This window comes from Vagococcus sp. WN80Y, from assembly GCF_059621045.1.
The window spans coordinates 1-19372 of record NZ_JCAQHY010000113.1 but is presented as its reverse complement, the minus strand read 5'-3'; the positions used below and the strand labels follow the sequence as shown (position 1 = coordinate 19372).

Genomic DNA, 19372 nt, shown 5'->3' with positions numbered 1-19372 from the left:
TAAATAAGCGATCAAACAAGACTAATTCTCCCAATAATCTAAAAAACAGAAGACTGAAAATCATTTTTACGATTTTCGGTCTTCTATTTTATTTATCCTGAGACTTATGTCCCAAGCTCAACTTTTTCAATTTGCAAAAACTAGTGAGCCATTTGCTCTTGCGCAATCTCTTTACCAGTCATATCAGCAGGATAATAAGTTGGCCAGTTGTTCAGCTCCTTAACCAATTCCTCTTGACTTTGATTGCCAAAGTACAAATGAAAATGGGCCGCTTTTGTTGGCTCAATACCATGATCACTAAACTGAACCGTTTTAAAAGCACCACTACTTATATCAACCGCTTCAAAACAGTAACGAACTCCGCGATTCCCCTTTTCATAATTTAATACCTTATAACCAACATATGTATACTCTGATGACATCACTTCACCTTTAGTAGTAACAAAAGTGATACTGGAATCTGTTATCTTGATTTCATCAATGTCAGTCTTATAACCCGCTTCATAATAAGTCCGATACTCCTCCGCCGACTTATCTTTGTTCAGTTTTTCTTTATAAACAAAGACTTGATCAAGTGTATGGTCCACTAGATAAGGGTAAATAGACTGCCAATCACCAGCCCAATCAGATAGTCTACGATCCTTGATTTGTTTGTCATCAAAATAGCCATTTTGACTTGTTTTTTCACTTTCTTTAGTGATTGTATCTAGTTTCGTTGACTTACCAGAATTAGTCGATTTACTTAAAGAAGCCAAATTTTCTTCCATCACAGAAAGATAGGTTTCTCCCTCATCTAGCTTTTTCTGGCTCAGTCCTTCAAGTGGATTTAGCACCAATAAGTCAACCTTAGCTTCATCTGCTAAGGTTTTAGCAATAGTATCTGTCGCATTTTCTTCAAAATAAATATAATCGATGGTGTTTTCCTTCACGTAATCTTTTAGATCAGCTAATCTTGACGCAGACGGTTCCTCACTTGGCGATAAGCCGGCAATTGGAACTTGAGTCAGCCCATACTCTAATGCTAAATAACCAAAAGCCGAATGTTGAGTGACGAAGCTCTTTTGACTAGCCTTCTCAAAGGTTCGTTGGTATGACTCATCTAACTCTTTTAGTTTCTTCAAATACGCAGCTGCATTCTTACTGAAAATCGCTTTTTTATCAGGGTATGCAGCCGATAGTTGATCACGAATTTCTTCCACCTCTTTAATTGCCAAGCTAGGCGCTAACCATACATGAGGATCTAGCTCATGATGATGTTCCTCCCCATCAGACTCATGAGTATAATCATGGCCTTCTTCCTCTGTACCAGGGAGAAGTACTATATTCTCAGTCGCCTTAATAACCGTCACATCCCCTTCAGCTAAAACATCTTGAACAGATGGTACCCAAACTTCCATATTTTCGTTATTATACACAAAAACATCACTCTTTTGAACCTTCTTCAACTCCTTGGCCGATGGCTCATAATCATGAACCTCTGTTCCAGCCGGAATCATTAGTGTGACCTCTCCTTCATCTCCCACGATATTCTTCGTAAAATCGTACATAGGATAAAAAGTAGCAACAACTTGAATCTTGTCCTTTTCCATTTTGCTCTCTGCTTTTTCAGCAACTGAGCAGCCTCCTAATAATCCCACTGCCAATAAAGAGACTCCCCATTTAAGAATAGCCGTCATTTTATCTTCACTCCCCTTTTTTCATTCTCTGACTCACTCTAAATCCAGTTGTTAAATCGTAACAATTGCGATTTGAAACTAAAAAAGAATATCATAGCTTTTTACATTAGTCAAACGACTCTTGAACATATGTAAAATTGACTACTTATCACAAAAAAACATCAAGCAAGTTATTCCCTGCTTGATGTCTCACACAATTCAGTTATTTCAATAATCGCCATAATGTACTTCGACTAATGTCTAATTGTTCTGCTGCCTTTGTTCGATTATTGTTATTCAATGACACCACTTTTTCCACCAGTTGCTTTTCAATTTCCTTTAACGTGTTATTTTGTAAAAAAGATTCCGAAATAAAGGAATGATTCCCAATCGATTGGTCAATTCTTCCTTCATTAGCAAGCACTTCTTTCGTCTGTTTCTCACCAATAAATGAGGTTTTAGTCACTGCCATCAACTGTTTGATTACTCTTTTCAACTGTTGAATATTTCCAGGCCAAGGATAGCTCTGTAGTAGCTGCATTGCTATTGGTTCTACTCCTAAGATATGCTTATTCAACTCTTGGTTCACCTCATAAATATAGAGACTAATCAGCGAGCCAATGTCATTTTTTCTCATATTTAGTGGTTTTAATTCCATTGCAAAATGATCAAGCTCCTCACGTAAAGCAACTAACTGATTGACATTAGCTGATTGCGTCGAAACAGTAAAAACCATTAACCAATGATTATGTCTAAAATGGTAATGGGCTAGATAATCACAAAGCTTTGTGCGTTTTGCTTTCGATAATTTTTCACAGCCACTTAAAATGAATGTGGCACTCATATCATAAAAAATCGAATCCACCGAATCAAATAATCGATCCCAGTCATCTTCTGTGTGTGATTTGGAGAAATCAATTAGCCAATTATTTTTATTACCTATCTTTTTGGCAAGAACCTCTGCCGTTTTTCGTTTGCCAGTCCCCTTCTCTCCATATATCAAGACTGGACTACTAGATTTTGCAGCTAACGGTAACGCTCTTTGATCATTGCCAATAAAAATTGAACTATTGTTAGATTCAACATCTGTTACTTTATTGGTCAGATCCAGCATACTAATAAATTGAGTTTCCACATAACTGTCACTGACATCCTTGATCATCATATAGATCTTATCTTGATTCAGGCTAGTCTGAAATAAATACGTTTTATTATATTGCCGAATATAATGACTCATTTTCACATCCTTTTTAGTGAGTATCTCCTTAAGAACTTGAGTCACTGCTGTCTGAAGACCTTTCGGAACAACTCCACCCCCATCATAGATTCGTTTTCCTTGTTTATCAAAAATAAACGAAACATATTTCAACTCTTTCTTTATTTCCTTTTCATATTTATTCTCTCTGGTCCCTTGATTTTCCCTTCCGCCAAGAAAAATCGCTTTTTCGATGGTTTCTCGAATGCTTTCTTCGCCCGATTCAATTAGAATCGTATTAATATCAAATTCCCTTGCAACGGTTGACGTGATTTGATCCCCAATGATTAACGTACAGCCTTTATTTTTCAGCTTTTGAATAATCTCTGGCAATTCACTACTATCAGTTATAGTGATTATATCCATTTCTTTTTCCAAGATTTCAGATAAAATAAAAACCTGCTTCGTAATATTAGAGAAACCGATAAAAGCATGCTTACTATTATACATCTCAACTAGTTTTATCACTCGTAGTAAATCCAACATAGATAAATCAATTTCAATAACAGGTATCGGACTTTTTGACGCAAGGTATTTCGCCGTACCTCCTCGAGAAATAATCATATCAAATTGCCCCTGATGACGATGGGCGATTTCTACTCCTTTTTCTAAATCCCCTACATAACTCTCAAAATAAATTTCTGGAAACTCTTTCACCACTTCGTCCATTTTTCCCTTTAAGCTCTCAAAAGGCGCAATTCCAAGGATTCTGACTTGATTCAACATCATCACTCCGCTTCATTTTAAAACGTTTTTCTGTAATTATATTATAACTAATCTATCGATTTTTGCAAACGTTTCATTATAGAACAATAATACTCAATTTGACGATTGTTATACAGATGAAATCGTTTTACACTGTAGACATACAAATTCTAGATGCGTATAAACAAATTTTTTGACACTATCATGATAGCTAACAGATCAAATTAGGAGGAATTATCAATGAAATTATTAACTGCTGTAAAAAAAGTTCCAGGAGGGATGATGGTTGTCCCCCTTTTACTAGGTGCACTAACGAACACCTTCTTTCCACAATTCTTCGAACTTGGCGGCTTTACTGAGGCTTTATTCAAAACAGGTGCAACCGCTTTATTAGGGGCTTTTCTATTTTGTAGTGGTGCTCAAATTAATGTCAAACAGGCTGGAACCTCTGTCTACAAAGGCGTTGCATTACTTATTACTAAGGTATTAATTGGGGCATTATTGGGTATTTTAGTTAACCATTTCTTCGGTCTAAAAGGTGTTCTCGGTATCTCTCCACTTGCGATTGTCGCATCATTAACAAATAAAAATGGTGGCCTATATGCTGCATTAGCCGGTGAATACGGTGATTCAACAGATGTTGGCGCTACATCCATTATTGCATTGAGTGACGGCCCCTTCTTTACGATGATTGCCTTTGGTGCAACAGGACTAGCTCAAATCCCAATGACTGCCCTTTTGGCAGCGGTTATGCCGATTCTTATCGGATTCATTTTAGGGAATTTAGACCAAGATGTACGCGAATTTTTAGCACCTGGTACTTCGCTTTTGATTCCCTTCTTCGCCTTTCCTTTAGGCGCTGGCCTTAATTTCGGCCAATTAGTTTCTGCTGGGGCATCTGGTATAATATTAGGAGTTGCTTGTACCTTGATTACTGGTTTAGCCGGTTACTTCCTATATAAAGTCTTGCGATTCAAATTCCCTGCTGTTGGTGCGGCGATTGGTGCAACCGCTGGAAATGCCATTGGAACGCCTGCCGCTGTCGCTTTAATTGACCCGAGCTTTTCTGAGGTCGCTTCACAAGCAACTGCTCAAGTCGCAGCAGCTATTATTGTTACCGCTATTCTTTGCCCGATGCTCGTTAGCTTCTTAGATCGAGTTGAAAAAAATAAAGCCGGAAAGGAACGTGTCACACATGACTAATCGCTATTTAGTAATTGCCGATGATTTAACTGGCTCAAACGATACTGGTGTTCAAATGACAAAACGTGGCATCAAAACTGAAGTAACATTATTCCCAAGTACAACAACGTCACAGGACTCAGTTGTTTTGGACACAGAATCCAGAACCATTCCACCAGAAGAAGCTTATGCCAAAGTTAAACACATGACAGCAGACAGTCTCGTTCACAATCAATTCGATTTAATCTATAAAAAAATTGATTCAACTCTCCGTGGTAATATTGTCGAGGAAATAAAAGCCGTCTGTGATGTTTATCAGCCCGAACGGATTATCTTTGCACCCGCTTTTCCAAAAATTAAACGGACGACAAGCCAAGGAATTCACCTGCTGGATCAAGTCCGTTTAATGGAGACCGAGCTTGCAAAAGACCCGCTAAATCCGATTTGGACTGACAATATTATTGACTTACTTGAAAAAGGCTTCTCCGAAAAAATCGTCCATTATTCTACGGATCAATTAACACCTGAACTGTCCTTGGTGAATGATGCCTTTATCCATACCTTTGACATCACAGAGGATAGTCATTTAGACACATTAACGACTCTCTTACTGGATTCAACCGTAAAAACACTTTACGTTGGCTCAGCTGGTTTAGCCGAATCGCTCTTTGAAAAACGTCACCCCTCTCGTCCGACATTATCAGTCGTTGGCAGTATCAGTGAAGTCAGCCTTAAACAGATGACCTATGCTGAAAACCAAGGCGTAGAAGTCGTTAAGATTGAACTCAACGATTTGATCAGCGATCAGACTATTGAGAAATATCAAGCAATCGTCCTACAAAAAATTCGAAATAATCAAGATGTCATTCTAACTGTAACAAGAAGCAAGGCTGACTATCAAAAAACGATTGAACTGTTTCAATCTCTCGATCAGCATGATAAAAAAGAAATTAGTCTCCTAATTAAACAACTTTTAGCTCAGATTACAGTCGCGGTTTTAAAAGAGGAAGTTCTGTCTGGTTTATTCTTAACAGGCGGTGATACTGCCATAGAAGTCATTCAACAACTTGAAGGAACTGGCTGCTTAATTGAATCAGAATTTAGTCCGGGAATCGTTCAATCTCTATTAGTAGGTGGCGCTTATGATGGGCTACCACTCGTAACCAAGGCAGGCGCTTTTGGTAACGATGCTGATTTATATGCAAGTATTCAACAAATAAAAAAATAAAAGGAGCCTTACTATGCAATATATTGGAATCACAATGGGAGATCCATCTGGAGTCGGCCCTGAAATCGCTCTAAAAGCTGTCGTTAAGGATGATAACTATTTAAATTCATGTATTATTTTTGGAAGTACGCAGATTATTGAGCATTATAAAAAAATTCTCGCTATCACATTGCCAATCAATTCGATTAATCGCCTACAGGATGTCAAAAAAGATCACATCAATGTATTTAATGTGTTAGATATTAATTTTACTGATGTCCCCGTCGGGCAAGTTAATGCAACCTCAGGAGATGCGGCTTACCAGTATCTAGAAACGGCCATTAATTTATCCTTGAAAAAAGAGATTGGCCCTGTCGTTACTGCGCCACTAAATAAAGAAGCACTCCATCTAGGAGGCCATCACTATGATGGACACACGGAGATTTTTGCTCACTTAACCCATACAAAAAAATATACAATGATGCTCTGGAGTGATAAATTCTCTGTCGTTCATGTTTCCACCCACGTGCCACTTAGAAAGGCTTGCGATCTTGTCAAAACAGAGCGAGTGAAAGAATGTATTGACTTAGCGTACCATGCAATGACACAGCTCGGAATCAAAGAACCTCAAATAGCTGTGGCCGGACTCAACCCCCATAGTGGCGAAGCTGGGCTTTTTGGCAATGAAGATGAGGACGAAATCAAGCCCGCAGTAATAGAAAAACAAACAGAAGGAATTCTCGTTGATGGTCCTATACCGCCTGATACGGTCTTCCTAAAAGCTGTTAATAAACAATATGATAGTGTTGTCGCCATGTATCACGATCAAGGGCACATTCCAATGAAATTACTCGCTTTTGATGAAGGTGTCAACGTAACTCTGGGACTACCAATTATTCGAACATCGGTGGATCACGGAACTGCTTTCGATATTGCGGGCAAAGGAATCGCAAATGATACGTCTATGTTAGCTGCGATTGATTTAGCCGTGAGATTCGGACAAAATTAAAAAAAGTGAGGATAAACGTATCAATTACGTTTGTCCTCACTTCTTTTAATTAGCTTTTACTCAGACTACTCGACATCTAATTTCCCATTAAAGTCCATGTACTTTATGATCGGTGTCACGTAGGCTACCTGTCCATCTAATAAATAGACATTTGGCTTTTCTTTTTCATCATAAATTAGCGCTACTACTTCTCGGTTCATTCCCGCTACTAATTTAATATCCGTCGCCTGAAACATAAAGGCTTTTGCCTGACTCTCAGTTAATTTATTCGCTTTGAACTCTTCTTTTATTCGATCGACTTCGCTACCTTCAAGATCTAGTCGTTGAACGATTTCATTAACATTTGTCACAATGCTTGACGGTTCTCCCAACACAACAATGGCATCCTTCTTACTGTAGTGCTTAAAATCTGGCACATAAGCACCAAAGGATTCTCCGTCTGAAAAATAACCAACTTCTTCTTGATCATCAGTGTCAAGAAAGACTGTCGTTGAAATTTCAGTCGGTTTCTTATCTTGGGATTCCTTGGTGGTAGACTCAATTGGCGACTCTGTTGTTGAACTAGAAGTCTCTTTTTTAATTCGGCTACTTCCCCGTTTTTTTCTTCTTGATTCTCTATTTTTTGAGGATTGAACAGTCTTTTCCTGACTAGAGCTACTAGTCTTTACTGTTTCTTCAACTGCAACCTCATCCTCACCTTTATTACCACAGCCTCCGAGCATAACCAACACTAAACTTAACAATAAATACTTTTTCATCTTACTCCCCTTTACCTAGTTATAAGCATCATTATAATAACTAGTCGTTTTTCAAACATTATCAATCAATTAAACTGATAATGTTATATAAACCACGCTATTAAATATATCATCTTTTCATTATCACTTCAAACTTATCTCAAGATTGTGATTGTCTAACAAAAAAGGGCTGTGACATAAGTCACGCCCCAGTAAAACAAAGTATTACTCATTATGTTCTAAAATAACTCGATCGTTTAGCGGTTGTACTCCACGGTTATTATGGCTATATAATGTTTTAAACTCTTCAATTTGCTCCTTAGAAACTTCTACTGGATTCTTCATGACATACCATTCAACATTCTCAGTTAACGGTGGGGTTGTTAAAGAACCTAAATAATGGTAGTAGCTCAAGTTTTCTGGAAACAGTGAATCAAGTTCTTTTATCTCGTCTGTTTTACCTTCTTTGACATCGGCTAAAACCTCTTTGAAGAAAACCCAATAACAGCCAAATGACCATCTTGCGCTTTATTTACAAAGTGAACTTCAATTGGAAAATGCTCACCGTCAACAGTATGCTCACTCTCAGCGTGAAAATGAAATTGATTTAATTCAAACTCGCGCTTATTAATCGTCGCTTTGCCAGAATCTGTCACTTGAATACTGTGACCATTATCGACAACCTCGCTGATTTTAGGGCTATAATCCAACTCAATCGTTCCATTTTCGCTCATTTCTTGAACGTCAGAACTAGGGATATCGATTGGTGATTGCATCTCTTTTGACACGTATTCCCACGCCTCTTGGTCCTCATAATCAAAGTGACCAGCGCCCTTCTCGTGATGCTCACTTTCCTTTGTTTCAATTGAATCCGTACTTGATGCGACCGACTTCGAATCTTCTTGCTTTCCAAACCCAACCATCACTAGTAGCGCAGAAAATAGCACTGTTACAATTATTTTTTTCTTCATTTTTAAGCTCCTTCTTTCTGGTTACCTCTACTTATATCCAGTCGATTATTCTCATTAGATTAACTAGATTTTTAGTAATTTAACTATTATATATAGACCAGTACCAATCGTCAACACTTAGCAATCACAAAATGTACTTATTTAACACGTCAAATAAAGGTAATTTCACTACAAATAAAAAAAAATGCGCATAAAAACACTCCTGACTCTTTCTCGAGTACAGGAGCATTACTTATCGTCTATTTTATTAGGCTAATCTAAGCCCAATTATTTCTCCAAGGAGTAACATCCTTGTATAAATCTGCTTTTCCAAGAGAGTTAAATAGCCCCATCTTATAGGTTACAACTTTCTTAGCTTCATCAATACACTCAGGATAGATCGCATTAGGGTCCCACAGCTCTGTCGTCGCTAATATTTCACGGCATTTCTTGTAAAAGGCATATTTGTAATCCGATGAAATATTTACTTTTTGAATGCCAATTTCAACGGCTCGCCCAATCTCTTTATCAGGATTCGAAGAGCCACCGTGTAAAACTAAAGGAATATCAACTAATTCTTCAATCTCCTCTAACACTTCTAATTTCAATTTTGGCGTTACATCCTTTGGATAAATACCATGAGCCGTTCCTATCGCAATCGCCAAAGTATGCACCCCTGTCCGCTCAATAAACTCTCTGGCATCGGCGGGATTAGTGTAAATAACCTCTGATACACCCCCTTCTATCGTGGTACCAGTATTACCTATCGTCCCCAATTCTCCTTCAACTGAGACATCTAATAACTGACACGCTTCGACAACTTCTTTCGTCAGTTTAATATTATCCTCGAAGCTTAATAGTGAGCCGTCAATCATAACTGAACTAAACCCACAATGAACAGCTCGCATAATACTTCCTAGATTATCGCCATGATCCATATGCAAAACAAAGGGAACAGGACTATTTTTTATCCGAGCAAGTGCGTAATGGAAAAAATCATCCTTCACAAAATCCAATTCTGTTGGATGTACGGCGATAATAGCCGGCGAATTATTTTCTTCAGCAGCTTCAATCACTACTCGCAAAAAATTACTATCCGCCACATTAAAGGCGCCAACCGCAAACTTATTTTCCTTAGCTACTTCTAATAACTGCCTCATATTGACTAACATATCTCATTTTCCTCTTTTCTAAAATTTATTCGACTCATTATAGCGATTTGCCAGCAGAACCAGCTAGGGCTATATAATCTTTGACAATATCTTTTCCTGATAAAATCGTTTCATGAATAAGTTGAACATAGTCCATCGATGGACTCTCTGCCAAATTTTTCACAAGAAAGGTTCGTTGTGCCTTCATAAAATCAGCTCCAACATTGATTTTGTTGATGCCCTTACTAACAGAAGTTCTAATATTTTCTGGCCCACATCCTGAGCCACCATGAAGAACCAGTGGCATCTTTGTCGCTGCTTTTATCTCATCTAATATCTCAAAATGAAATGTAGGATAGAAACCCGCTGGATAATCCCCGTGACTTGATCCATACGAAATCGCTAGCGCATCAATTCCCGTTTCTCTAGCAAATCGAATAGCCAAAGCTGGATCAGTGAACATTTCCTCATCTGTTTGACAGGCAACAGAACCAATGCCTCCAACCTCTGCCTCAACACTTGCATCAAACATCTCAGCAAAAGAAACCATCTCTTTCGTTATTGCAATATTTTCTTCAATCGGATAGGCAGACGCATCCACCATCACACTGCGAAATCCCTCATATAAGCATTGTTTAACTCCCGCTATCCGCTGGCCATGATCCAAGTTAATCGCCACTTCAACACTCGCTTCATTTGCAAGTGTTACAATCGGCTTTGTTAAAATGTGACTGTCAAAATGATAATCCAAATGCTCTTGCAATAAATCGATAATGATCGGAGATCGCATCTCTTGAGCAGCATCAATCACTGCTTTAGCACTTTCTAAATTAAAACAATTAATAGCCATGACAGCATAGTTTCCTCGATTAGCACGATCAAGCATGCCCTTCATCGACACATACATCTACTTTCCTCCTAAATATCCCTATTTTAGTCACTCGATTGCCACTTAAGATAACGTAATAGACTCCAAATCAATTTCTTCCTCTTCCGCTTCAACCATTATTTCCTGAGGCTCTTTCTTCAAGACAACTAATAGCACAGCCGTGATAACCGTCCCAATTAAAAGAGCCAAACAAAACATTAAAGGATTAGTCATCGCGGGCACAATAAACATCCCACCTGACGGTACTGGCGAACCAACACCCCACAACATGCTTAAGCCGCCCCCGACTGCTGCCCCAGTGGTACAGGAAACAATGACACGAATCGGATCAACTGCCGCAATCGGAATAACGCCTTCTGTTATCATCGCGATTCCCATCGGAAAAGCCACTTTAATATTCTCAATTTCCGAATCAGAATACTTTTTCTTTTTTATCACTTTAGAAATGATCAAGGACAATGTCACACCAAATGGCGGAACCATCGACGCTAAAATCTTCACAGCTTCCGGTTCATAAACCCCTTCAAGTAAGAGACCATCAGCAAACAACGATGCTACCTTATTAACAGGTCCACCAAAATCAAAAGCCGCCATACCACCTAACACCGCTCCAAAAACAAATTTTGTGCTACTCTGCATCCCCAACAAGAAAGCTGTCATACTCTCTGTTGCCCAAACAATTGGCACACCTACGACAAAATACATCAGCAGCCCAATGATCAGTGTCGATAACAACGGTAAAATCATCATCGGCATTAATCCTTCTGCCCATTTTGGCACTTTTAAATGATGTCTTAGCCACTTCACAAAATAGCCAACCAGATAGCCTCCTAGCATACCACCTAAGAATCCAGCACCAATTGAATTGGCAATCAATCCCATAAATAGCCCTGGCCCAATCCCCGGTCGATCCGCAATCGAATACGCAATCGCCCCAGCAATCACTGGTGACAGCAAGCCCATCCCTAAAACCCCCAGTGAGACAAGTGTATCCGGAATCGTGTAAGCTGCCTTATAGTCCTCAATCACATTGCCACCCGTCAAATTTCCAATAGCGATCAACAATCCCGCTGTCACAACAATTGGCAACATATACGAAATAGCTGTTAACGCATGTTTCTTGATTTCTAATTTCTTTAACATATAGACCTCTCCTTTTGAAAAAAATCACTGACCCAACTTACGCTTTGTTCACTTCTTCTTCAATCTTATTAATCAAAGCCTTTGGTGCCTTAATTACCATACTAGTAGGGATTTCCACAATCCGTTTCCCTTTAAATCGCTCCTTTCCACCGACCTTAATATCCGCTGCAATAATTACCACATCCGCTTCAGCAATAGCTGAGGCACTCAGCTCATCTTCCGTACCAATCGTCCCCTGAGTCTCAATGTGAATCGTATGCCCCAGAGCCTCAGCCCCTTTGATTAATTTTTCCTTAGCAATATACGTATGAGCAATCCCTGACGTACAAGCCGCTATTCCGACAATTTTCATGACCGTTCTCCTTCCTTATCAATAAATAATTGAATCATCTCTTGCTCATCCTCAACCTCCTGCAAGAGGTCAATAAAAGCCTCAGCCGCTAAGCAGATTGCAATATTTTGTAGCATTTTTATATGGGTGGTATTCGCATCTGTATTTTTGACTGCAAATAAAATAATAACCGTTACTGGTTGGTCATCTAAGGATTCCCAAGCAATCGGCTCCTTTGTACGACCAATCGCAATAGAGGTTTTAATCACACTTTCTGACTTACCATGAGGAATCGCCACTCCTTTTCCGAGTCCTGTTACCCCCTCCTGTTCTCTAAGTAAAACATCCTCACTAAAATCCGTGACACTGTCAATCTTGCCGTGCTTAAATAGCAACTGACTTAACTCTGTTATTACTCCCTCCTTTGTCGTCGCATCCAACGCTAAATTAATCACTTTTTCCGATAATACCTCTGATAAAATCATCTTTGACATTCCTTTATACCTCACTCATCATTTTTTTAACCATCTTTTTATCTCCTGCTGTAAACATACAATTAACTAACAAATGGGGGATTGCAATGTCACTCCCAAAATTGACCGTCGTTAAAATTAAATCAACCTCTTGATAGTTAGACATCGTTTCGATAAACCGCCGATAAGGTAAAACATCAACAATCTCAATATCTGGAAACGAATTACTCACCTTCACCCGCAGCAGTTCTGATGTTCCGACACCTGAACTGCAAACAATCAGAATCTTTTTGCTGTATTTTTCGGCTTCCAAATGCTTGGCAAAATAGATGGTAATAAACCCGCTTTCGTCTTCCGATATTGGCTTTAATCGATACCTTTTTTCAACTGTATTAGAAATTTGACAAACTAAATAATGAAGCTCAGCATACTCTTTTTTGATTTCCTCTAACATGCTGTTGGATATCTTTAGTTGGCGATTAACCCGATACAACATTGGTCTTATATGATTAACTAAATCCAGATACAGCTTAGATTGTTGTAAAATCTGCGGATAATCCTCACTAATTAATTCTATGTAATCAGATGTAACTGCTTCTGCTAGTAAACTCTCATTCGTCAATTGCTTATAAGAAATACCTGAGGAAACCAAGTACTGAAAGAGATAATAACCTTCGATTGCTGGTAATTTGACACTCAAATAACTCGAGATGTTATCAATGACTCTTGTCGCTATTTGATACAGTTCATTGTTCCCTTCAATAACTTTTTGCTCATCGGAACTAATTTCTTCATAGGAAGACTGCAAAACTCGTCCTTCACGAAAACGATTAATGAGAATCGTTAAGTGAGCAATAATGTTAATATTATATGGATAGGGCACTTCCTTTTTCATCGGAACCTCAATATTTTCTGTAACCTGCTTACGAATAAAAGCCACGTCGTATTCTTTTGAAAAACCCTCTTTGAATAACAATGACGCTTCATCTAAAATTTCCATGTCATTGATTACTCGGTTGATTTCATCACGAATTACTTTTTCTTTACCGATTATTTTCAAACGTCGCTTCTGCTTAACCAATTCAAGCTTTCGACTAATTAGATACGCCTGCATATCGTAAATATCTTTCGTGATCGCTTCATGACTAAGAAAAAATTTTTCATACAAATAATCAATCTGAACACCATTTGGTGAACGAAAAAGTAGGTACAGCATAATATACTTTCGACGTTCGATAGGTGTTTGGACACGCTCTTTTTTGATGTAGTTTGTTTTTAAATACATGTCAAAATCAATACGATACCCTTTTCCCTTTTCTGACATAACAATGTTTTTAGTCGGTGATTCCTCGTTAATTCGTTTTATTGTCCGGTACACCGTTTTAGTTGACATCGCTAGTGTTTCAGCTAATATCTGAGCGGGGACATAATCATTTTCCCGTAGCAAATGATCTATTAAGGACAGCTCACGTTTACTAAAATTCATGATTTCACCTCCTTTGTCACTCCTATGTTTAACTTACCCAAAGTATACCTCCATATGAATCGCTTTCATTTAATACCATGTCCACTTCAACAGACATTCCTCCTTTTTCAACGCTATTTCTAAGTTTACTAAAGATGATCATGTTAAAAAGGAATAAATTTCATCATCCGTTATACCACGAAAAAAACTACTCGTATTCACCCATAAACTCGCTATCTTACCTCTTTACCTTCCTTTTTTCACTAAAAAAAACGGAAGACTCACTTAAATACTGACATAACGCCTTTTTAATAGTCATTGTAAAGACTACTAGCCTTTTTTGGGTAAAATTAGCTGGTTTTAAGGCTCTGTCTCAATTAGACATTTCCCAAGCAAGTGTGATATAATTAAACTGATGGGAAACAAACTTTTAGTAATCGCCAATCTCTATTCTATAATCAGAATTAATAACACTTTTCCCACAATTTACTTTTCCAATGTACACCAAAATCGGACAACCTTGAAACAACAATTTCACCAATATCGGACATATTAGAACGATGATTATATCAGCCTTTCATAATTAATATCTATCTTATAATATAACAATTCCAATCATCCCCATGTACGCTTTTCGACATTTTAAAAGGTTGAATTTTTTTCATTAAATAACAAAAAATCGTGATATTTCTTATTAAAAAGCCAATACCCAAAGAATCTGCAAAGATACTTATAACTGTTAGTCTCCAAAAAAATGTTACTTCTCACTTCTTTAGAGATTAAACTATTCAATAGCAAAAAACCCTAAGTGATTGACCTCTCTATGAGTTCAATCACTTAGGGTTTTACTATTAATGATTACGAACGTGATGATTTTACATCTATTTCCTGAATAGAATTATAGGTGAAGCTTTGATAGTGATTTCTGACAACTGTATACTCAAAAGGCATCCCCGTATCAAGAAACACAATCTCTTCAGTCAAAACAATTGGCTCTGTTTCTCTCAGTCCTAGTTCTGATTGATCTTCTTGATTTGACGGTTCTGCGCCAATTGATATATACGACTTCGACATAGTCAAGTTTAGCTCACTGCTTGCATAATCATAAAGTGAAGACAACGCCACCTTTTCAGTCATTGTCGGCACTAATTTTACTGGAATATAATCTGTTTCAATGGAAACTGCTATCTCATTGATATATCTAACTCTCTTGATATGGTAAATAAACTCATCATATTCAATCAACAAATTTTTTTGAATCGTCTCATCAGGTTTAATAACTTCATAAACCAATAACTTAGAAACAATCGAATCCGCACTGGCCTCAAAAGATTTAGTCAAGCCAATTGGCCCCAGTTTTTGGTGATAGTAATCGCGATAATTTTTTTTAAAAATTTGGTTAATAAACGTTCCTGCTCCTTGCTTCTTAAAGACAAGCCCTTCTGAAACGAGTGTGTCGATTGCTCTCTTTATGGTACTTCTGCTAACATCATACTCCTTACTCAAACTGCGTTCATCTGGTAATTTCATTGCTTCATAATCATTATTTAATATATTTTGTCTAATTATTTCAGTTATTTTAGTGTGCAAGTTAGGTTCCAAATCATCTCACGCCCCCTTCTTTTAATCACTTATTAGTATACCACCATCTCTCATTTCAATCCAATTACGATAAATGGTTCGAACCATCTTATAAAATGGTTGACTTATAAAGAGTCAGATGTTTTAATATAGGTGTAAGTGCTTACGAAATAAATTTAAAAGGAGTGACATACAATGACTACCATAACCACCTTTTTAGAAAAAAACCTATTACCTATCGCTGATAAGTTAGGTAAAAATCGCTATTTACTCGCGATTAAAGATGCATTCCTAGTTACCTTACCCTTTACTATGTTCGGTTCTCTTTTTACTGTCCTTGTTAACTTGCCCTTTCTATCTTATTTTATAAGTGACGAACAGCTTGCGCATTTCCAGCAATTAGTCGGACCAACTGTAACCTTAACAACTGGAATAATGGCTTTAATCGTCTCAGTCGGAATTGGTTATAGTCTATCAAACTACTATGACGTCAACCCCATTTACGGGTCTTTAACCGCCCTTACTTCTTTTCTAATGGTGACACCTATTACCATGATGAGTGAATCTAAAGAGCAGATCACAAACGTTTTCCCAATTTCACAATTAGGGGCTGTCGGAATGTTTACTGCTATCCTTATTTCCTTCGTAACAATAGAATTTTACCGGTTAGCGATTCAAAAAAAATGGACAATCAATATGCCGAGTAGCGTGCCAAAGCTAGTTTCAGACTCATTTTTCTCCTTTATACCCGTTTCACTCGCTTTATTAGTGGCCTTTGTAATCAGAACAGTCTTTACCTTTACCTCCTTTGAAACACTGACTAATTTTATTTACCAACTGCTTCAAAAGCCACTTGAAAGCATCGGAACCACTTTACCTGCAACCATTCTTGCGGCGATGTTAGTCAATATTTTTTGGTTCTTCGGCCTACACGGACACAGCATTGTTTTATCAATCGTCGACCCAATCTGGAAAGTTAAATCCTTTGAAAATCTACAAGCCTTTCAAGAAGGACAGCCTATTCCAAACTTAATTAGTGGCAGCTTTACTGACTTTTTTGCAGTCAATGGTGGCTATGTTTCACTCCCCATTCTTATCTGTTTATTGGTCTTACTAAAAAAAAGAAAAGATTGGTATGGCTTAGGAAAAATCGCCTTAGTTCCAGGGCTATTCGGTGTTTACGAGCCTCTCATTTTTGGCCTACCTGTCATGCTTAATCCCATATTATTTATTCCGTTAATGCTAACCCCTGTCATCACGACTACTTTGTCATATATCGCGATGAGCTCTGGTCTTGTTCCATGGGCAAATGGCGTCGCACTCCCTTATACGATGCCACTAATCATCAGCGGAGCCATTGTCACGAATTCAATCAGAGGAGCACTCTTACAAATTTTTAATTTAATTATTCTAACAGGACTTTGGTATGTTTTCCTAAAAGTTCTTTATAATCAAGCTATTTACAAGGAGGAAACAATTGATGAAAAAAAATAAACAACTTGGCGCCATTTACGGTTTAGCCGTTGGAGATGCTATGGGAGCACCTACCGAATTAAGAAGTCGTAAACAAATTATTGAGACGTTTGGGGAACTCGTCACAACCTATCAAGACGCCCCCACAGATACTTTCGCAAGAGATTATCCCACTGGAACTGTCACAGATGATTTTAGCATGTGTTACTATTTAATGGAGACGCTCATTAACAACCAATTTCAGTTTAATTATGAGGTATCTAAAAAAGCCATTATGTCTTGGGGAAAGGATACTGTTTACTTTGATAAATTTGCTGGTCCAACAACTAGACTAGCGATTGAAAATATGACTCGTAATCTACCAACAGACGTTGACCCATTCGGTCTTATTAACTATAATAGTCAAGCGACAAACGGTGGCGCCATGAAAACAGCCCCCATTGCCTTATTAGCAGATGGCGACTGGGAAAAAGCTTTAACCTATACCATCGATTTATGTCGCCCAACCCATTACAATAGTACCGCCATTTCTGGTGCCGCTGCTATTGCCGTGGCAAGCACTGAGGCTCAAAAAGAAACAGCAACGCTAGAGACTATTTTTGAAGCAGCTATCTGGGGAGCCAAAAATGGCCGAGAACGACTAGAACAGCTCGGCAAAATTTCGGTTGCTCCGCATATTGATTACAAAATTGAACAAGCCATTGCAATTGGCCAAAAGAGTCAGACCTTCGAAGAGCTATTAGACAATGTCGAGAGTCAAATCGGCACCAATTTGCAAGTGACTGAATCAGTTCCGGCCGTTTTCGCCATTATCGCAGGAACCAAGGGTGAGCTAATGAAGGGAATTTATGCGGGAGTAAATGTTGGTGGTGATACAGATACAATAGCCGCAATGCTCGGTTCAATTCTTGGCGGTTACGTAGGAATAGACGCTATTCCACCACAATTAATCACTAAAATGATAACAGCGAACCCGAGCCTACAAATCCAGACTACCGTAACCCAATTTGTCGAGGGCTTGCTCGCTACTAACTAGCACTCTCAAGTATTGGAAAATACAAGTATCACAAAAAGAGACTGTGATATAAGTAACCATTCCCCCAACAAAGAAGTAGAGTAGAAAACTAGAATTTAATCAGCATAGCGGCGCTCTCTTTTATTCCTATGATAAAGTGGCAGATTTACCTTATATTGATCGCGAAACCCAAGACTATATCAATCAAACCACACGACTGCAGCTCAAGCACTACCGAATTAATGGCGACTCAGATAGCTCGTTTCAACTGACTCTCGACGCCAATTCAGTAATTTTATTAGAACTGACGCCGTTATAAGGGCACTTAATTAGCTAAATCATCGCCGGCAATCCAATTACTTTCTCTCATCTAATTCTCATGATAAAATAGTCCAGAGGTGTTTTAAGAGAGAACTTACTACTAAGCCTCAACTATTAGCAGTCATACTGGAGGAATCGTCTATGCCAAAACAACAAGATGTTATCAGCGACATTATGGAACACAATAAAAATTTCGTCTCTCATAAAGACTATGAAAAATTTGCTACTTCTAACTTACCAGATAAGAATATGGTCATCGTTAGCTGTATGGATACTCGACTTACCACCCTTTTGCCAGAAGCACTAGGCCTTAAAAATGGTGATGTTAAAATGATTAAAAATGCTGGTGGAACAGTGCTTAGTCCCATGGGCTCTGCCATGCGAAGTATCCTTGTGGCTTTGTATGCCTTTAATGTGACGAATGTGGTAATCATTGGACACGAGAAATGCGGAATGGCACGTGTTGATAACTCTTATTTAATCGATAAAATGAAAGAACGTGGCGTTAAGCAAGAGACCGTTGACGCGTTGGATGTGGACGTTTTAAGCTGGTTATCTGGCTTTGATTCTTTAGAAGAATCAGTGCTTTCAAGCGTCTCAATTGTCAGAGATCATCCCCTTGTTGCAAAAGATGTTAATGTCTTTGGCTTAATTATTAACCCTGAAACAGGTGAATTGCGCCACGTATCAGCGTAGCTACAAATAAAAAACGAGGTTGGGACATAAGTAGATAATTAATCTGCTTTTATTCCACCTTTTTTGCGTTTTAGGGTACACAAAAATAGCGTTCCTTGATATGATTAAAGTGACAAAACCCAATCAGAGAGGAG

General features: G+C 38.2%; 18 protein-coding genes. 6 read left to right on the top strand and 12 right to left on the bottom strand.

Annotated elements, in window-relative coordinates; genetic code table 11:
• Window positions 1-140 precede the first annotated feature (140 nt).
• The gene (locus tag AC5KOD_RS04530) at window positions 141-1676 is read right to left on the bottom strand and encodes a metal ABC transporter solute-binding protein, Zn/Mn family (protein WP_496913345.1); all 1536 of its coding nucleotides are present in this window, start codon (window positions 1674-1676) and stop codon (window positions 141-143) included.
• A gap of 202 nt (window positions 1677-1878) precedes the next feature.
• Window positions 1879-3639, bottom strand: coding sequence for a PrpR N-terminal domain-containing protein (locus AC5KOD_RS04525; protein WP_496913344.1), 1761 nt, complete (start codon window positions 3637-3639; stop codon window positions 1879-1881).
• 216 nt (window positions 3640-3855) lie between these two features.
• Between AC5KOD_RS04525 and AC5KOD_RS04520 the strand changes: the two genes are divergently transcribed.
• Genes AC5KOD_RS04520 through pdxA form a run of 3 tightly spaced genes read left to right on the top strand, consistent with a single transcriptional unit; the run spans window position 3856 to window position 7013 of the window.
• Window positions 3856-4818 carry a 2-keto-3-deoxygluconate permease gene (locus AC5KOD_RS04520; protein ID WP_496913343.1) on the top strand — a complete coding sequence of 321 codons (963 nt, stop codon included), beginning with the start codon at window positions 3856-3858 and terminating at the stop codon, window positions 4816-4818.
• Window positions 4811-6025 carry a four-carbon acid sugar kinase family protein gene (locus AC5KOD_RS04515; RefSeq protein WP_496913342.1) on the top strand — a complete coding sequence of 405 codons (1215 nt, stop codon included), beginning with the start codon at window positions 4811-4813 and terminating at the stop codon, window positions 6023-6025. The genes AC5KOD_RS04520 and AC5KOD_RS04515 overlap by 8 nt, the downstream gene beginning before the upstream one ends.
• Before the next feature lie 13 nt (window positions 6026-6038).
• Complete coding sequence (gene pdxA / locus AC5KOD_RS04510) at window positions 6039-7013, top strand: 4-hydroxythreonine-4-phosphate dehydrogenase PdxA (protein ID WP_496913341.1); 975 nt, start codon at window positions 6039-6041, stop codon at window positions 7011-7013.
• Window positions 7014-7078: 65 nt separating this feature from the next.
• Here the strand turns inward: pdxA and AC5KOD_RS04505 are convergent, their stop codons facing one another.
• From AC5KOD_RS04505 to AC5KOD_RS04460, 10 genes are all read right to left on the bottom strand, one after another.
• Window positions 7079-7771: a DUF4947 domain-containing protein gene (locus AC5KOD_RS04505; protein WP_496913340.1), complete on the bottom strand. Its 693-nt coding sequence runs from the start codon at window positions 7769-7771 to the stop codon at window positions 7079-7081.
• Window positions 7772-7975: 204 nt separating this feature from the next.
• Window positions 7976-8179: a carbonic anhydrase family protein gene (locus tag AC5KOD_RS04500; RefSeq protein WP_496913346.1), complete on the bottom strand. Its 204-nt coding sequence runs from the start codon at window positions 8177-8179 to the stop codon at window positions 7976-7978.
• 47 nt (window positions 8180-8226) lie between these two features.
• Window positions 8227-8721, bottom strand: coding sequence for a carbonic anhydrase family protein (locus AC5KOD_RS04495; protein ID WP_496913339.1), 495 nt, complete (start codon window positions 8719-8721; stop codon window positions 8227-8229).
• A 257-nt stretch (window positions 8722-8978) separates the two neighbouring features.
• Window positions 8979-9872 (bottom strand): ketose-bisphosphate aldolase, encoded by an 894-nt coding sequence (locus AC5KOD_RS04490; protein ID WP_496913338.1) that lies wholly within the window; start codon window positions 9870-9872, stop codon window positions 8979-8981.
• A 37-nt stretch (window positions 9873-9909) separates the two neighbouring features.
• Window positions 9910-10758 carry a class II fructose-bisphosphate aldolase gene (locus AC5KOD_RS04485; protein WP_496913337.1) on the bottom strand — a complete coding sequence of 283 codons (849 nt, stop codon included), beginning with the start codon at window positions 10756-10758 and terminating at the stop codon, window positions 9910-9912.
• Window positions 10759-10803: 45 nt separating this feature from the next.
• Complete coding sequence (locus AC5KOD_RS04480; protein WP_496913336.1) at window positions 10804-11883, bottom strand: PTS fructose transporter subunit IIC; 1080 nt, start codon at window positions 11881-11883, stop codon at window positions 10804-10806.
• Window positions 11884-11920: 37 nt separating this feature from the next.
• Window positions 11921-12235: a PTS fructose transporter subunit IIB gene (locus AC5KOD_RS04475; RefSeq protein ID WP_496913335.1), complete on the bottom strand. Its 315-nt coding sequence runs from the start codon at window positions 12233-12235 to the stop codon at window positions 11921-11923.
• Window positions 12232-12708 (bottom strand): PTS sugar transporter subunit IIA, encoded by a 477-nt coding sequence (locus AC5KOD_RS04470; RefSeq protein ID WP_496913334.1) that lies wholly within the window; start codon window positions 12706-12708, stop codon window positions 12232-12234. The genes AC5KOD_RS04475 and AC5KOD_RS04470 overlap by 4 nt, the downstream gene beginning before the upstream one ends.
• Window positions 12709-12712: 4 nt before the next feature.
• Window positions 12713-14173, bottom strand: a complete 1461-nt coding sequence (locus AC5KOD_RS04465) for a BglG family transcription antiterminator (RefSeq protein WP_496913333.1) — start codon at window positions 14171-14173, stop codon at window positions 12713-12715.
• 837 nt (window positions 14174-15010) lie between these two features.
• Window positions 15011-15754 carry a GntR family transcriptional regulator gene (locus AC5KOD_RS04460; RefSeq protein WP_496913332.1) on the bottom strand — a complete coding sequence of 248 codons (744 nt, stop codon included), beginning with the start codon at window positions 15752-15754 and terminating at the stop codon, window positions 15011-15013.
• 174 nt (window positions 15755-15928) lie between these two features.
• Here AC5KOD_RS04460 and AC5KOD_RS04455 point away from each other — a divergent pair, with 174 nt between their 5' ends.
• The 3 genes from AC5KOD_RS04455 to AC5KOD_RS04445 all read left to right on the top strand — a co-directional run bounded on the left by AC5KOD_RS04455 (window position 15929) and on the right by AC5KOD_RS04445 (window position 19238).
• A complete protein-coding gene (locus tag AC5KOD_RS04455; RefSeq protein WP_496913331.1) occupies window positions 15929-17227 on the top strand; it encodes a PTS sugar transporter subunit IIC in 1299 nt (432 codons plus the stop codon).
• A complete protein-coding gene (locus AC5KOD_RS04450) occupies window positions 17214-18242 on the top strand; it encodes an ADP-ribosylglycohydrolase family protein (protein WP_496913330.1) in 1029 nt (342 codons plus the stop codon). The genes AC5KOD_RS04455 and AC5KOD_RS04450 overlap by 14 nt, the downstream gene beginning before the upstream one ends.
• A gap of 441 nt (window positions 18243-18683) precedes the next feature.
• Window positions 18684-19238 carry a beta-class carbonic anhydrase gene (locus tag AC5KOD_RS04445; protein WP_496913329.1) on the top strand — a complete coding sequence of 185 codons (555 nt, stop codon included), beginning with the start codon at window positions 18684-18686 and terminating at the stop codon, window positions 19236-19238.
• Window positions 19239-19372: the final 134 nt, after the last annotated feature.

Bases quoted from the DNA above. Each gene is read 5' to 3' on its own strand.
- AC5KOD_RS04515 (WP_496913342.1), top strand. From the start codon at position 4,811: ATGACTAATCGCTATTTAGTAATTGCCGATGATTTAACTGGCTCAAAC.
- AC5KOD_RS04445 (WP_496913329.1), top strand. From the start codon at position 18,684: ATGCCAAAACAACAAGATGTTATCAGCGACATTATGGAACACAATAAA.
- AC5KOD_RS04485 (WP_496913337.1), bottom strand. From the start codon at position 10,758: ATGTATGTGTCGATGAAGGGCATGCTTGATCGTGCTAATCGAGGAAAC.
- AC5KOD_RS04495 (WP_496913339.1), bottom strand. From the start codon at position 8,721: ATGAAGAAAAAAATAATTGTAACAGTGCTATTTTCTGCGCTACTAGTG.
- AC5KOD_RS04525 (WP_496913344.1), bottom strand. From the start codon at position 3,639: ATGATGTTGAATCAAGTCAGAATCCTTGGAATTGCGCCTTTTGAGAGC.
- AC5KOD_RS04455 (WP_496913331.1), top strand. From the start codon at position 15,929: ATGACTACCATAACCACCTTTTTAGAAAAAAACCTATTACCTATCGCT.
- AC5KOD_RS04475 (WP_496913335.1), bottom strand. From the start codon at position 12,235: ATGAAAATTGTCGGAATAGCGGCTTGTACGTCAGGGATTGCTCATACG.
- AC5KOD_RS04450 (WP_496913330.1), top strand. From the start codon at position 17,214: ATGAAAAAAAATAAACAACTTGGCGCCATTTACGGTTTAGCCGTTGGA.
- pdxA (WP_496913341.1), top strand. From the start codon at position 6,039: ATGCAATATATTGGAATCACAATGGGAGATCCATCTGGAGTCGGCCCT.
- AC5KOD_RS04490 (WP_496913338.1), bottom strand. From the start codon at position 9,872: ATGTTAGTCAATATGAGGCAGTTATTAGAAGTAGCTAAGGAAAATAAG.
- AC5KOD_RS04470 (WP_496913334.1), bottom strand. From the start codon at position 12,708: ATGTCAAAGATGATTTTATCAGAGGTATTATCGGAAAAAGTGATTAAT.
- AC5KOD_RS04465 (WP_496913333.1), bottom strand. From the start codon at position 14,173: ATGAATTTTAGTAAACGTGAGCTGTCCTTAATAGATCATTTGCTACGG.
- AC5KOD_RS04530 (WP_496913345.1), bottom strand. From the start codon at position 1,676: ATGACGGCTATTCTTAAATGGGGAGTCTCTTTATTGGCAGTGGGATTA.
- AC5KOD_RS04480 (WP_496913336.1), bottom strand. From the start codon at position 11,883: ATGTTAAAGAAATTAGAAATCAAGAAACATGCGTTAACAGCTATTTCG.
- AC5KOD_RS04520 (WP_496913343.1), top strand. From the start codon at position 3,856: ATGAAATTATTAACTGCTGTAAAAAAAGTTCCAGGAGGGATGATGGTT.
- AC5KOD_RS04505 (WP_496913340.1), bottom strand. From the start codon at position 7,771: ATGAAAAAGTATTTATTGTTAAGTTTAGTGTTGGTTATGCTCGGAGGC.